The 15,338-nt window shown below is 37.1% G+C and carries 13 protein-coding genes; 9 read left to right on the forward strand and 4 right to left on the reverse strand.

Annotated elements, in window-relative coordinates; genetic code table 11:
- Nucleotides 1–154 precede the first annotated feature (154 nt).
- Nucleotides 155–721, forward strand: coding sequence for a helix-turn-helix domain-containing protein (locus P0077_RS08885; protein ID WP_276168772.1), 567 nt, complete (start codon nt 155–157; stop codon nt 719–721).
- A gap of 81 nt (nt 722–802) precedes the next feature.
- On the opposite strand, the gene P0077_RS08890 is transcribed toward P0077_RS08885, so the two are convergent.
- From P0077_RS08890 to P0077_RS08900, 3 genes are read right to left on the reverse strand one after another with little or no spacing between them, the layout of a single operon-like run.
- Nucleotides 803–1,480 (reverse strand): phosphonatase-like hydrolase, encoded by a 678-nt coding sequence (locus P0077_RS08890; RefSeq protein WP_276168773.1) that lies wholly within the window; start codon nt 1,478–1,480, stop codon nt 803–805.
- Nucleotides 1,473–2,636 carry a TIGR03364 family FAD-dependent oxidoreductase gene (locus P0077_RS08895; protein WP_276168775.1) on the reverse strand — a complete coding sequence of 388 codons (1,164 nt, stop codon included), beginning with the start codon at nt 2,634–2,636 and terminating at the stop codon, nt 1,473–1,475. The genes P0077_RS08890 and P0077_RS08895 overlap by 8 nt, the downstream gene beginning before the upstream one ends.
- 2 nt (nt 2,637–2,638) lie before the next feature.
- Nucleotides 2,639–3,928: a DUF5690 family protein gene (locus P0077_RS08900; protein WP_276168777.1), complete on the reverse strand. Its 1,290-nt coding sequence runs from the start codon at nt 3,926–3,928 to the stop codon at nt 2,639–2,641.
- A gap of 736 nt (nt 3,929–4,664) precedes the next feature.
- On the opposite strand from P0077_RS08900, the gene P0077_RS08905 reads away from it, so the two are divergent.
- From P0077_RS08905 to P0077_RS08925, 5 genes are all read left to right on the forward strand, one after another.
- Nucleotides 4,665–6,011 carry an exopolysaccharide biosynthesis polyprenyl glycosylphosphotransferase gene (locus tag P0077_RS08905; protein ID WP_276168779.1) on the forward strand — a complete coding sequence of 449 codons (1,347 nt, stop codon included), beginning with the start codon at nt 4,665–4,667 and terminating at the stop codon, nt 6,009–6,011.
- A 145-nt stretch (nt 6,012–6,156) separates the two neighbouring features.
- Nucleotides 6,157–6,489, forward strand: coding sequence for a hypothetical protein (locus P0077_RS08910; RefSeq protein WP_276168781.1), 333 nt, complete (start codon nt 6,157–6,159; stop codon nt 6,487–6,489).
- Nucleotides 6,490–6,522: 33 nt separating this feature from the next.
- On the forward strand, nt 6,523–8,928 hold the full coding sequence (locus tag P0077_RS08915) for a TonB-dependent receptor domain-containing protein (RefSeq protein WP_349292989.1): 2,406 nt from the start codon (nt 6,523–6,525) through the stop codon (nt 8,926–8,928).
- A 17-nt stretch (nt 8,929–8,945) separates the two neighbouring features.
- Nucleotides 8,946–9,506, forward strand: coding sequence for a type 1 periplasmic binding fold superfamily protein (locus P0077_RS08920; protein WP_276168783.1), 561 nt, complete (start codon nt 8,946–8,948; stop codon nt 9,504–9,506).
- A gap of 256 nt (nt 9,507–9,762) precedes the next feature.
- A complete protein-coding gene (locus P0077_RS08925; protein WP_276168785.1) occupies nt 9,763–10,965 on the forward strand; it encodes a sensor histidine kinase in 1,203 nt (400 codons plus the stop codon).
- 68 nt (nt 10,966–11,033) lie between these two features.
- Here the strand turns inward: P0077_RS08925 and P0077_RS08930 are convergent, their stop codons facing one another.
- The gene (locus P0077_RS08930) at nt 11,034–12,086 is read right to left on the reverse strand and encodes a substrate-binding domain-containing protein (protein WP_276168787.1); all 1,053 of its coding nucleotides are present in this window, start codon (nt 12,084–12,086) and stop codon (nt 11,034–11,036) included.
- A 286-nt stretch (nt 12,087–12,372) separates the two neighbouring features.
- Between P0077_RS08930 and P0077_RS08935 the strand changes: the two genes are divergently transcribed.
- From P0077_RS08935 to P0077_RS08945, 3 genes are read left to right on the forward strand one after another with little or no spacing between them, the layout of a single operon-like run.
- Nucleotides 12,373–13,299, forward strand: coding sequence for a nucleotidyltransferase family protein (locus P0077_RS08935; RefSeq protein WP_276168789.1), 927 nt, complete (start codon nt 12,373–12,375; stop codon nt 13,297–13,299).
- A complete protein-coding gene (locus P0077_RS08940; RefSeq protein WP_276168791.1) occupies nt 13,296–14,405 on the forward strand; it encodes a phosphotransferase enzyme family protein in 1,110 nt (369 codons plus the stop codon). Before P0077_RS08935 ends, P0077_RS08940 begins: the two co-directional genes overlap by 4 nt.
- Nucleotides 14,402–15,334 carry an NAD-dependent epimerase/dehydratase family protein gene (locus tag P0077_RS08945; RefSeq protein WP_276168793.1) on the forward strand — a complete coding sequence of 311 codons (933 nt, stop codon included), beginning with the start codon at nt 14,402–14,404 and terminating at the stop codon, nt 15,332–15,334. Before P0077_RS08940 ends, P0077_RS08945 begins: the two co-directional genes overlap by 4 nt.
- Nucleotides 15,335–15,338 lie beyond the last annotated feature (4 nt).

Consider the following 15,338-nt stretch of genomic DNA (forward strand, 5'->3'; position numbering starts at 1 on the left):
AGGTTATCTTAATGTTATTTACAAATACTCAATTATAGATTTTGTACTTATGACGTCTAAATTGAAATCTAGGTCGTGTAAAATGTCATGTTACCTGTGAGATTTCAGTTACATATTTTAATTAAATAGTATGTTTGTACTTTAAGTTTTAACTATGGATGATTACCTGATAGGTATTGGAAAACGGATAAAAGAAATCCGAAAGGAAAGCAACAAAACGATAAGTGATATTGCGCGTGGTGCAGAGGTAACCGGTGGCTTGATTTCAAGGATTGAAAACGGAAGAACCATACCATCTTTGCCCGTATTATTGAAAATAATAAGTTCATTGGAAATTGAAGTGATCGAGTTTTTCAATGGTATGCCACAGGTAAACGGGGCTAGCTATATAGTTTCGAGAAAAGAGGACAATTCTATAATTGAAAAAGAGGACACCGCAGTTGGTTTCAATTATACTTACATTTTTGGAAAACAGCTTTCTTCCTTAGGTTTTGAGACGGTTTTATTAGAGGTTCAACCCAGCTCGGAACGTGATAAAGTCACTACAGATGCTTACGAGTTTAAGTATATGCTTACCGGTGAATGTTATTATATAATTGGAGAGGAAGAAGTGCTTTTGAAAGAAGGGGACTCTATTTTCTTTGATGGTCGTATTCCGCATGTTCCGGTAAATAGAAGTGATGCGCCAACTAAGATGTTGGTCATTTATTTCTTTATTTAAGTTTTACCACAGTGAAAGCAAAACGATCCGCTATCATAGGATAGCGGATCGTTAGTTTAATTTTACTATGCCAGTTATAGTTTACCCTTCAATATAATCGGTAAGTTCAACAAGAGAATTTAGTACGTAAGTAGGGTTGGCGGATTTTAGCTGTTCTGCCGTGTGGGCTCCAGTAGTAACCCCAACTGTAACACCACAATTTGCGTTTTTTCCTTCTTCAATATCTATGATTGAATCCCCGGCCTTCAATACTTTTTCTGCATCGGTCACTCCCAAATTTTCCATAGCCTTAGAAATCATTTCGGGATGGGGCCTTCCTTCCGTTACATCATCGGCCGTAACCAGTGTATCATATTGGTTACCTAGGCTCCAGTTCATTTTTTGAAGTAGAAGTTCCGCTATGGCCCTGTTGTAACCTGTGTTTAAGGCAATCTTAATATGTTTAGATTTTAGGTCCGCCAAAGTTTTTTCAACGCCTTCAAAAGAAGAAACTGCTAAATTGCTATAGGCATCGTCTAACATCGTTTTAAAATCTTCAAAAATGGGTTCGGAGGGTTCTGAGGATATTTTGTCGCTTGCTATCAGAATATCTTTTATAGCCTGATGCTTTTCTTTTCCTGCACCATGTTCCAGTACAAAATCTAATGTAACATCATACCCTCTTTTATTAATGGCTTTTTGTACCGTTTTATAAACTACGTTGTCTTCATTTACGACCGTTCCGGCCATGTCAAATACTGCTAATACTATGTTATGCATTTTGTAAATTGAATATTGAATTGATATTTTCTTTTGAAAAGCCTGCACTGCCGGTCATTCCTTTGCCACCTATACCGGTTACAATGTGAATGTTCCGATCTATGGTATGCTGATATAGGTCCGCATTTTTACATTGGGAATAAAGACCGTACCATCTGTTTTGTAATTGGTAGGTAGGCAAATCAAATATTTTCTTTGCTTCGTTTAAAATGAAGTTGTCAATGTCCATATTCAGATCCATACCTAAATCATCTATACTTGCAGCAGGGGCATATTCGTGGGAATCACCAATAATAACCGAACCATCCATAGCTTGTTTGAACAGAATGTGTACACCCCATTTTTTTTCTAGGGATTCACTTTTTTCATTTGCTTTAACCGAAGCATAGGATGGGCACTCGGAGAAGGCTTCATAGCGTCTTATGGATAGGCCAGTTAGAACGGAGCTTGGCAGTTTGTAATTAGGCTGAACCTTGGTTTGCATCATCTGTAATTTTGATACGATGAGGTCGCTTTCTGAAAACAAATTCGGATACAGCATTTTAAAATCACTTCCGTTACAGATAATGACCTTAGAGGCGGATAGTGCCATATTGTCCGTGGTGTGTACTTGTACCCAATTGGTAAGGGAATTGCATTCTACCACGGTCTTGTTCATATAAATATCCAGGCCTATTTCTTTTAGATAGCTTTGTAGTTTGCCGATCATTAGACGCGGCTCTACCATAACTTCCTCAGGAAAGAAAAGCCCCATTTTTACATAATCTTCACGGAGACCAGGATACTTTTTAAGACATTCCTCTTTGGTCATTAACTTAGACTTGTAGGAATTTTTGAGGTTGATGGCGTTTAATTCTACCAAGAGTTGAACTTCCTCTTCATTGGAAGCAATATAGATACTCCCTTCTTGCCGTACGGAAATATCAAATTTAGATTGTATATCCTTATATATTCTTAAACTTTCCCGTCCGTATATTTGCCATTTAGAGTCCATGCCCGAGGGTACCACTTGTCCAAAATTGCGTACGGTAGCCCCTTGGGGTTTTCCATCCTTTTCGAGCAAAGCAACTTTTAGACCGTTTTTCATTGCGTGATAAGCATGAAAAGTACCTAAAATGCCTCCACCAACTACGACAAGGTCATATTTATTCTCCATGGTCATATAATATGCAGTTCATTGTTTAACGTTAGTTGTTCCATCTTATATTTTTTCTTGAAATAGATTAATGAGCAAGTAGTTGCCGCGAAGCCCACAAAGGCAATAGCATAAGTTCCATAGCTAAAGAATTGTAGCCATGAGACGGAGCGATGTCCGAAATTTTTATATAGTAGGATGGCCATGCTTCCCAAGTACCCAAAGGCATCTGCAATATAGATGAGGTAGCCGGCATTACCCTCTATTTTGAAAGTGGCTATCATCCTATCAAAAAATATACAGTTAAAAGGTACGTAGCAGATGTACAGTCCCAGACCCACTAAAACCATCCATAGTACCGGTCCCATTACTTGTGTTTGAAATAGAAAGGTGCTACCGCCAATAAGGATCGCCCCAAAAATTAACAAGTAATGGTAGGTTATAAAGGCCCGGTAATTATCTTTAACAAAGGCAAAAAGACCGATGGATATTAGAACGATTATGGCTACAGGTAGCTCAGACAAAGTATAAATGGAAGCATTGTCTTCAAAACCAACGGCATCCCAAATTTCACGAGAAAAATTATCCCTAAAGTCGCGTATCGCAGTAAGGCAAATGTAGAAAAAGACAAGAATTACAATAGGGAAGAAGAAGTTGGAGAGTACCTTTTTACGGTCTTCGCGACTCATAGGCTTCCGTTCTTTTCTAAGTGCCTTGTCTTCTTTTGTAGGTTTTGGGATTTTATCCAATAGAAAAGCAAAACTTAAAAATGGGATCAAGAAAACTGCGCCTGTCATGGCGGGCATCCACATTTCTGAAACTCCGGTCAATTGTATTAACAATAAGCCTGAGGATTTTACGGCACCACTAGAAACTATAAAACTTGAGCATAAGGTAACGCCAAGTATTTCCGTAAATTTCCTTCCTTCTAAATAGGAGAAAACGATACCCCAGATCATGCCCAGGGAGAGACCGTTAAAAAACATAAATATGATGTTGTACGGAGGGGAGACCAAACCAAAAAGTATTAAGCTCAATTCCGCAATGGCAATCATTAGTATTAGGTAACGTAAACGGTTAGTGGCTTTTAGTTCAGATATGAGCTTAATGCCTATGAACTTAGAGAGCATATACCCAAGCACTTGGGTAATAATTAGAATAATTTTGAAATCTATACCCATAAACGCTAGCTGTTCATAGGTTGCAACCGTAAATGGCTTTCGAAAAGCGTACATACAGAAATACGTGCCAAATGACGCAAATGCTCCATAGGAAAGAAATCTAATGTCTTTATAATTTATTTTGAAAGTCATTAAAAGTTTACAAATAGTAAATATTAAATTACAAATCTCAATATTATTTTACTATTTGTAAATTTTATGATGTTAAGAAAAGCTTATGGGTTAATTATTTTATTGCTATCTGACTAAAGGAAATTTTTAATGAATTAAAAAAATGAAGCAGATAATTCCGATAAAAAGCACTGGAATGTTTATCAAATAAAAAATTCGGTATCAAAGAATAGGTATCCCTATGCTTAAGACAAATATTCGTATCGTTAAAACGCTCTAATTTGATATACTCGTAAAATACAGATCGCTAAATTGAATGTTCTCTGTTTTAGGGTGTGATATTTTTCCGAGACGTTAATTTCTTAAATAAATGTTAATTACGATATCGGCAATTGTGATGGCAGTATGTTGATTGATTGGATATTAGGGTTGTTTAAATTGTTAGTACCTGAATTTTACCAATCGTTTTTTAAATTATTATCATGACACCCAGCTTACCGCTTGGATTCAAGCTGAAATTCTCTTTTACAGCTACTTAGATCGACTTACCTTTTGATTGCAATACACCTACTATTGCATTAATTTTTTCTACAAGCACTAAACGTGCTTGTAATTTCCCCCAGCTGCATACGCATCCCAAATCTTATTTTGAACTGTTGATTTAGAGATCACGAGGTTGTTCGTGCTTTTTAATCATTCCATATGGCGAAAAATAAAATTTGAAAACCAACTTAGTTGTAACCAAAATGTAGCTATCATGAAAAAGTCTTTATTGATTATTCCGTTTTCAGTTCTTTTACACCTCTGTATATTAAACGGCATTCTTTACCTAATGACTCCCATTACGTATGTAGAGAGCTCAAATATGATTTACTATAATTTATCTTGGCTGATTATTACGTTTAGCCTCAATTTTTATCCCACAGAAAGGCGAGAGACATTTGAAACCAATCTTGGGAAATTCTTTAAGTTACTGGGTATTTACGGACTGGCGTATTTTGCGCTTTATGGTCTTAGGAGTGATGGCATTTATACTTTTGAATATAGGGCCTCTGTCTTTTTGATAATCTGCTTTTTCATAACCGCCTATAGATCTCTTTTTTATTGGGTCAGAAAAAAATACAGGTTATATGGGGGTAACTTTAGAAATGTTGTTGTTATAGGCCGTGATAGGAATCTAAAAAAAATAAGAAGGGTTTTTGATCAACCGGAACTGGGTTATCGTTATAAGGGTTTCTTTGATGATAAGCCTTCTGTTAGCCCAACCTATTTGGGTAAGATGAACGATTGCTTTAAATACATTCTAGAAAACGATGTTGATTATATCTATTGTATCGCTTCTAAATTATCAAAAAAAGAACTGGAGTACTTGGTCACTTTTGCCGACAATAATTTGAAGAAACTTAAAATCATTCCGGATAATAAGGAAATCTTTACACGCTCCATGTTCATTGAACTTTATGATACGATTCCCGTTCTTGCTATGCGAAAATCGCCTCTTGAGGTAGAATATGCGCCTATAGTTAAACGTACTTTTGATATTTTGTTTTCATCAATGGTAATTCTTTTGGTACTTTCTTGGCTTGCACCACTGCTGTATATTTTGATGAAATTTGAATCCAAAGGGCCTCTTTTTTTCAAACAAAAAAGGCATGGAGTAAATAGAAAAACATTTTGGTGCTACAAGTTTCGCTCTATGACGCAGAACGATAGTGCGGATACCGTTATGGCCACTAAAAATGATATGCGCGTAACCCGGATAGGTAAAATTATACGAAAAACAAGTATAGACGAACTACCGCAATTTATTAATGTTTTTCTAGGAGATATGAGCGTGGTGGGCCCTAGGCCCCATATGGAATCACATACGGAAATGTACGAAACTTCAATTGATAAATATTTGGTTCGGCATTTTGTAAAACCTGGTATAACTGGCTTAGCTCAAATAAAAGGGTATAGAGGAGAGATTATTAAAAAGGCGGATATCGTTAACCGCATTCGGTTCGATATTTTTTACACGGAAAGCTGGTCTCTAGGTCTAGATCTAAGCATTATATATCTAACTATAGTGAATGCTGTTCGTGGCGAGGAAAAGGCCTATTAGGGGATAGGACGGTAACTCATGTATGTAGCATATATGAACTGTTGGTCCATGTGGTTTAGCATAAATTTTTCACTGTGAAAAATAGTTTTATATCTTTGCGCCTTAGAAAAAACGACTCCTATTTTAAGAGGATGGTGAAATTTCAATGAAGACAAGAAAACAAATAGGACAGAATATTGTCGCATTATTGCTCATGTCAGCACTAATGTTGCCTATGCTTGTAAAGTTCACTCATGTCTTTGAAGCACACGAACACGAGATTTGCCATGAGCAGACTACTCACATTCATGCAGATGTTGCCGATTGTCAAATTTGTCATTTTCAATTGGTCTCATTTGACTATAAAGTACCTGAGTATGTGGATTTTTTCGTTGCATCTGTTCCGCAACGGTTAGAAAGTTCATTTTCTTCCTTACTGTTTCACTCATTTAAAATAACCAATACCCAATTAAGAGCACCCCCACATTTTCTTAGTTAAACAAACACGGATTCCGTTTTATTTAATTTAAGAATGTATATGCTTTTATATGCTATATCTATGCTGCTATTTGGCAGTATATCTCCTATTTCCCAAGATTGTGACAACACCCTTTCCGGAACAGTAATCGATTTGCACGATAGTTCTGTATTATCTGGTGCCTTGTTAATTGTAGCCGGAACCGAACAGGCCGTACAGACAGATGTTGATGGTAACTATACTATTACCGGGCTTTGTGATGGTACCTATTCCATACAGGTTTCGCATCCTTACTGTCTAACTCAAGGGTATACCGTAAAGGTATCCGGTAACACCAGTAAGATTTTTCGGTTGGAACATCATTTAGAAGAACTTAATGAGGTAACCATTAAAGGAGAAACATATCAGCGTGAAGCTAAAACCATTTTTAAGAACAAAATATCAACTGAAAAATTAGAGGACTTCAGTAACGGTTCTTTGGGTGATGCCCTAAACAGTCTTAGCGGCGTTTCTTCGTTGAATACGGGTAATGCCGTTGTTAAGCCTATGGTTCACGGTTTGCATAGTAGCCGTGTAGTTATCGTTAATAATGGTGTTAGAATGGAAGATCAAGAATGGGGAGCGGAACACGCCCCTAATATTGATGTGAATTCTGTTGGAAACTTAACTCTAATAAAAGGTGCTGGAGCACTTCAGTACGGTGGTGGTGCGGTTGGTGGGGTTATTGTTGCTGACGCATTAAAAGTACCCGTAAAGGACAGCTTGTACGGAAAAACACTTTGGAACTTGGCCTCTAACGGCAGAGGTTCTTCGGTCACCTCACAACTTACGAAAAGCTATCAAAATGGTTGGTATGCCACTGCCCAGGGAACGGTAAAACGTTACGGAGATTTTGAGACTCCGGATTATGTGTTGAGCAATACCGGTATTTTTGAACGTAGTGCGTCTTTGCATTTTGGTTTAAACCGTTTTAAATATGGATTAGAAGGGTATTATTCCTTCTTTAAAAACGAAATAGGAATACTCCGTGCCTCTCACTTAGGAGGTGCTTCAGACCAATTAGCGGCAATCAATAGCAATAGGCCTTTAGTAATCGAAGATTTTACCTATGACATTGCAGAGCCCCGACAGGATGTTACGCATCATTTGGCTCGTCTTAAAATATTCTCACGTTTTGAAGGTCTCGGAAAACTAAGTCTACAGTATGATTTTCAACGAAATAATAGGTTGGAATACGATATACGTGTAGGGGATGATGCAGATAAGGCATCTATTGATTTGGAACTGGATACACATACCGTTTTACTTGATTTGGATAGTGACCTTACTGAAAAAATCAATTTAAAGACGGGTGTAATGGCGCGGTATCAAACCAATTTTGCTGATCCCACTACCGGTATTCGTAGATTAATACCAGACTATGACAAATATGATTTGGGCGGATATGCCGTAGCAGATTATGACCTGAACGAGAATTTACTTATTGAAATCGGTGGCCGTTTTGACTACACATATATGGACGCATTTAAATTCTATAGGACTTCAACTTGGGAAAGTCGTAATTATGATGAACTCTACCCAGATATCATTGTAGAGGAAACGGGCAATCAGATTTTGACCAACCCACAATTAAGTTTTTACAATGCATCTGCAACCGCGGCGGCAACGTATGCATTTGATGACGAATACAAGATTTTCTTTAATTATTCATTGGCTTCACGGGCACCCAATCCTTCGGAATTGTTTAGTGAGGGCCTGCATCACTCGGCTTCGCGAATTGAGATGGGAGACCTTGGTTTTAAATCAGAAATTGCTCATAAGGGGGCTATGACATTTGAACGTCAGAATCCAATTTTCAGTTTTTCTATTAACCCTTTTATTAATAGTATCAATGATTTTATTGTTATTGAACCTACATCTATAGAACAGACTATACGAGGTAACTTTCAAGTTTGGGAATACCGCCAGACCGATGCACTTTTATTAGGGTTTGATCTAGATGCCTCCTACGCGTTTACTGAAAACTTGCGTTTGGATCACCAGTTTTCTTTTGTTAAAGGCTATGATCAGAGTAGAGAAGAACCTTTAATAAGTATGCCCCCTGTCAACACAAAAAATAGTGTAGTATACCAAAACCCTAAGATTAATAACCTTCAATTGGCATTGCAAAGTGAATTTGTATTTCGCCAGAATGAATTTCCAAACAACAATTTTGAAGTATACATACCGCAAACGGAAACCAATGAAATTGTTGATGTCAGTACGTCGCCAGACGCGTATCACGTATTAAATTTTAATTCCAGTGTGGATTTCAATATTACACAAAAATCACAATTAACAGTAGGGTTTAAAGTTACCAACCTACTGGATAATTCATATAGAAATTACCTGAATCGTTTGCGCTACTATGCAGATGAGTTGGGTAGAAACTATTTGTTAAACCTTAAATTGAATTACTAATTTTTAAACCTAAAAAAATGAAAAAGATTAAATTATTAACCGCATTGCTTGTAGCCGGAACCTTGTTTGTTTCTTGTTCAGATGATGATGACAATACGCCAGAAATAGTAAACGAAGAAGAGCTTATTACTACGGTTACGGTAACCCTCGCCCCTGAAGGGAATGGAGATGATATTACACTACAATTACAAGATTTAGACGGTGATGGTTCAGATAAACCGGTTTATACGGTGTCAGGAAGCCTAGCGGCCAACATGGTATATGATGGTAGTATAGTTCTTTGGAACGAAACCGAAAGCCCTGCTGAAAATATTACGGAAGAGGTTGAAGAAGAAGGTGATGAGCACCAGTTTTTCTACAGTGTAGGAACAGGTCTTGATCTTACAACGGAGTATGCTGATTTAGATGAGGACGGTAATCCAATAGGAATTGAATTTACCGTAACTACAGGAGAAGCTAGTACAGGTACGCTTACATTTACTTTGCGTCACGAGCCGAGTAAACCAAATGATGGGTCCTTGGCCGATGCCGGTGGAGAAACGGACGTTGAAGCCAGTTTTGATATTGAAATAGAATAGGTATAATTTATACAATCTTTTCTAATAAAATAACCTCGGCAATCTACAGGTATGATTGCTGAGGTTTTGTTTTTTATCCGTGCGCATTTATATAAGTTCTCTCTGGGATTTTTATTAGTTTATATTTATGGATTTGCAACGCAATAACCTGCTCTACAATTACGTTGTAAACAATTATAAGTCAGTTAAATGTGATTTATTACGAAAGTATCCCCCTACATTTATTAAATTTATATGTTTCAATCCGTAGGATATTATGCTAAAACCCGAAATACCATTTAACGAAACCGATAGACTTAAAGCACTTGAAAGCTTTGAAGTCCTGAATACGTTGGAAGAAGAAGAGTACGATGCCATTACCCGTATTGCCGCAGACATATGTAATACGCCAATGGCACTTATATCTTTAGTTGACGCAGATAGACAATGGTTTAAATCACATTATGGTATTGATGCTACCGAAACTCCCCGCGATTTGGCATTTTGTGCACACGCTATAAACACACCTGAAAATTTATTTATTGTAGAGGACTCAAGTAAGGATGAGCGCTTTGCAGATAATCCATTGGTTACAGGAGGACCAAATGTGCAGTTTTATGCGGGGGCCCCTTTAAATACTACAGATGGTTACTCAATAGGTACGCTATGCGTTATAGATGTACAGCCTAGAAATAATTTCACTAAAAGGCAACAAGATTGTTTAAGGTCACTCGCTAATCAAGTCATGGCTCAGTTAGAGCTTAGACGTCAGAATAGCCTACAACGAATAATAAATAACGAACTCAGTTTAAAAAACAATCAACTTAAACACTTTACATATCGGTTGGCACATGATATGAAGACACCCCTACAGGGCATTAGCTCTTTGGTTAGCTTTATTAAGTTGGATTATCTTCACTTATTAAAAGAAACGGAAGTTCCAGCGTGGTTGGATACTATTGAAGATCGTGTTAGCTATATGGAAGCGCTCATTAACGGTATTACTAACTACACCAATATAATGAACAGTGAGGTTGAATTCTCTGAGTTTAATATAGAAGGGGAAATCCACAACATTGTAAAAAGGTTAAATGTTTCATCTGCTATAGAGTTGAAGCTTACCAATTGTGATAACGTAGTAAACCATTCCATAAAAAGCTTTGATCAAATAATTTCTGAGTTGATTACAAATTCCATAAAATTTTCAAGACAACCCATTACTTCTATTGACATTTCATTCTCTGAAACAGACGGTTTACATTCCTTTGAGTACCAAGATAATGGTCCGGGAATTCTTGAGCAGTTCTGGGAAAAAGTATTTATAATGTTCGAAACCCTGATCAAAGTAACCCCTACCGATACGGGAATAGGCCTTGCCACAATAAAAGCCATTATAGAAAAACTTGGCGGAACCATAACATTACAAAACAGACCGGATAGTTGTTCCGGAACTTACTTTAAGTTTACGTTGCCTAGGTGATGGATGCTAAATTCTTTCTGAAATACGCAAAACTATTTCGGACCAATATTGGATAGTTTTACTTAATGTTAAGTTAGATATTGAGAATAGTTTTCGGCATTGACAATATCAATCGGTAATAACTGTTCCTCTCGCAACGGATTGTCAAAAAGAAAATGTTCTATCAAATAAGTTAGACTCAAATAGACCTGTTTTTTAGGGTCTTGATGAATTAGAAAAGATATGTTCTGGTTCGTCAAATGAGTAATATTATCCGCAACAAGGTCGTAACCTATTATTATAGTTTTGTTGGTGTGGTTAGCGATTTGATCGGCTAACAAGTAGGCCTTAGAAGTGGTAACAAATATACCATCTAACGCGTTTGCATTTGTCTTTACAAAATGTTCTATAGTGTTTTCAAACGGCCGTCCTGATTCTTTTTTAAGATTATGTACCTGTATCCTAAAGTTTTTGATGTTTTTAGTGCTAAAATAACCCTTGAACCCACATTCTTTCTCTTGCATATGTGAAGCATTTTGAAATACTTCGTCAATATGAAGAACGGCAATAGTTGAATTTTTTTGCAAAAGCACATTAAATAGACTTGCGGCGACTCTTCCACTTTGGTTCAGGTCTTGTCCAATAAATAAATCAACTTTACTCTGTTTAATATAATTATTAAAGGTGGCTACTTTAATCTTTGCTTCCGAACATTTTTTTATCAGGTTTTCGGCTTCATTGAAAAAAAGGGGAACCATTAATATGGCAACAGGTTTGGACTTAATAGCTTTTAATCCTGCAGTAATGAATGTTTGGGTGTCCTCTGGGTTAAAATGCCACTGCTCTAGTTTTATGCCAAAGTGTCCAAACTCTTTTTCTACCTGTGTTATGGCCGAGTAGCAGGGTTGCCAAAACGGGTCCGTATCAGCCTTAGGCAAAAGTATGGATATCCTGTATACCTTGTTGTTCTTTAAACTTTTGGCAATCGGATTTGGCTTATATTCAATTTTAGCCAAAACGGCATTCACCTTATCGGCCGCTTTTGTAGACACTCTACCACGTTTATGAATAACACGGTCTACGGTTCCTTTAGAGACACCGGCAAGTTGTGCTATGTCTTTTATGGTATAATTTTTTTCCATTTTAACAAATATAAGAATCTATTTTAATTTGAAACAAAATGTGCTCGATAACGCAATTATTGTGTGTTCGAACACATTTTTATTGATTTTTCTTTTTTATGGAGTTTATTTTAGATAAATTGTACCAGAATTTAAGATTGTAGTTTAGAAATTTATGTTCTTTATTTAATATAATAACCTGAAAAACAAGATTTAACGGGTTTTAGTGCGGTCTGGTTCCTTTTAAATTTTTAAGAGTAATAATTCAGCGATAGCGTTGAGAACTCCAAATAATAAAATAATAGTTATGTCAAAATTTAATAACAGTTCAGAGGGACCTACTTTGGTTATTCTTGCTGCAGGTATCGGAAGTCGTTATGGCGGTCTAAAACAACTGGATACTTTTTCGCCAGAAGGAGACAGTATTATTGATTTTTCAATATATGATGCCATAGAGGCTGGATTCAAAAAAATTGTTTTTGTAATAAGGAAGAATTTGTTGAAAGAGTTTGATGAGACTTTTAGGCCTAAACTTAAAGGGCGTGCAAAAATGGAGTTTGTTTTTCAGGAATTGGACCGAGTGCCCGATGCTTACATCAATGAAAGTCGTACAAAGCCATGGGGTACAGGTCACGCATTATTGCTTACCAAAGATGTGGTCAAAGAAAACTTTGCGATTATCAATGCAGACGACTTTTATGGTCGTAAAGCTTTTGAAACCATGGCCAGTTCATTGAGAGAGACGGATCCAAAATCCTATACTTTTCATATGGTGGCCTACAAACTAAAGAATACAGTTTCGGATTACGGATATGTTTCTAGAGGAGAATGCAAGGTTTCTACCGATAATTTTCTTCAAGACGTTACGGAACGTACTCATATAGAGAAAAAAGATGGAGGTATTGTAGTTGAAAATGAAGAGGGGGATTTGCAACCAATAGATGCGGATACCAATGTCTCTATGAACTTTTGGGGCTTCACACCAAAATGCTTTGAGTTTGGGTGGGAATTGTTTGTTGATTTTCTTGAAAGCAACAAAGAAAATAGTAAGGCCGAATTCTATATCCCCACAGTGGTAAATGAAATGCTGAAGTCTGATAAAGTGAAGGTGAACGTGCTTACTACTAATGAAAAATGGTTTGGGGTAACGTACAAAGAGGACAAGGCTATCGTTCAAAATGAGATTATGAAACTCAAGGAAAACGGAGTATACCCCAAAAAACTATGGGAATGAGAAATGAAGAAAATATAGTAGCTGTTTTTGGGGCATTTAATCATCAGGCTACCCTAAAGTGCATTCAAGAATTTTCAAGCGGACATATCAATGACACGTATTTAATCGAAACAGAACAGGAACGAGATTTTGTTTTACAGCGCATCAACGGAGAGGTGTTCAAAAATATTCCGGCCTTGGTAGAAAACAAAGTCAAAATCAGTAAGCACCTGTTGAGTAAATTACCGGTGATGGCCGATTGTGAAAAGTATAGAAGGGTGTTGTCTTTTGTTCCTGCTGTGAATGGGAGCTACCATCATAGGGATGTTAATGGTCAGTATTGGAATCTCTCTTACTACATACCTAAAAGTATTTCGTTCGATACGGTAACAGAGAAAGAAGTTGCGTATGAAGGCGGTAAACTGTTCGGGAATTTTATCAATCAGACCAGCGATTTTGATGCATCGGAGCTAGTTGAGGTTATACCTGGTTTTCATGATATGAACTGTAGATTGGTGCAATTTGAAAACGCTAAGGAAAAAGCTACTCAAGAGCGTTTGAAGAAAGCTAGAACATGCATTGAAAGCATCTACGAATTGAAGGAGGAGATGTTGATTTTGCAAAACCTAAAGGATAAAGGCAAAATAGCCGTACGTGTTACCCACAATGACACTAAAATTTCCAACGCGCTTTTTAATCAGCAGAATAAAGGACTTTGTGTTATTGATACGGATACTGTAATGCCCGGTATTGTACACAACGATTTTGGCGATGCCATTCGAACCATTTGCAATACCGCTGAGGAAGATGAGAAAGATTTAAGCTTGGTAAGTTTTAATGTGCCCTATTATAAGGCGTATTTTAAAGGTTTTCTTGAAGAACTTCGATTCTCCCTTAGTCCACTTGAGAAAGAACATCTACCGCTTGGGGCTAAAACGATTATTTACATTATGGCACTTCGTTTTCTAACGGATTACCTGAACGGTGACGTGTACTACAAGACAAACTACGACGATCATAACCTGAATCGTTCTAAAAATCAGCTGAAACTCATTGATAGCTTTGAAGAGCAATATGACCAAATTCTTGAAATAAGCAACGATATCATAAAATTGAAAGAAGCATGAAATATGTAGTAACCGGAGGTGCGGGATTTATAGGAAGCCATATTGTTGAGCATTTAACAAGTGAGGGTCACGAAGTGGTCGTGGTAGACAATCTACGCACCGGATTTAAAAAAAATCTCGCCCAAATGAACGTTCAGTACAGCAATACTGATATTCGCGATGAACAAAAGATAACCGAACTAATTGACGGGGCTTCTGCTGTTTTTCATTTGGCTGCATTAGTGAGTGTGCCCGAGTCAATAGAGAAAATAAACGAGTGCAACTCAATAAATACAATAGGTACCATAAACATTTTAGAAGCTGCCAAGAAAACAGGTAATTGTAAGGTGGTGCTTTCATCGTCGGCAGCTAATTATGGAAACAACCCTGTGTCTCCAAAAGTAGAGACAATGGTGCCGGAGCCTTTGACTCCTTATGCAATTACAAAGTTAGACGGGGAGTATTATCTAGATATGTACCGGAACGAGTTTGAGGTGCCCACTACGTCATTGCGGTATTTTAATGTGTTCGGCCCACGTCAAAACCCAAAGTCTGCCTATGCGGCCGTAGTACCTATTTTTATTATGAATGCATTGCAAAATAAGCCTTTGGTTATTTACGGAGATGGAAAGCAAACCAGAGATTTTGTTTATGTGAAAGATGTCGTGTCCGCAAATCTTTTGGCAGCCGGTCAGGGTGAAGGGGTGTATAATGTGGCCTTGGGAAAAGGGACTTCGGTCTTAGAGTTGGCACAAAATATTATTGAAATTACCAATTCTAAATCAGCTATTGAGTTTCTAGATCAAAGACCTGGGGATATCAAGCATTCTGTGGCCAAAACTCAAAAAATTAATCAAATAGGTTTTACACCAAAGTTTACAATTGAACAAGGTCTCAAAGAAACGATTGCCTTTTATGAAGGACAGTTGGTACAGCAAACAAACGCGTAATAAC

This window comes from Zobellia alginiliquefaciens, assembly GCF_029323795.1.
Classification (GTDB): Bacteria; Bacteroidota; Bacteroidia; order Flavobacteriales; family Flavobacteriaceae; genus Zobellia; species Zobellia alginiliquefaciens.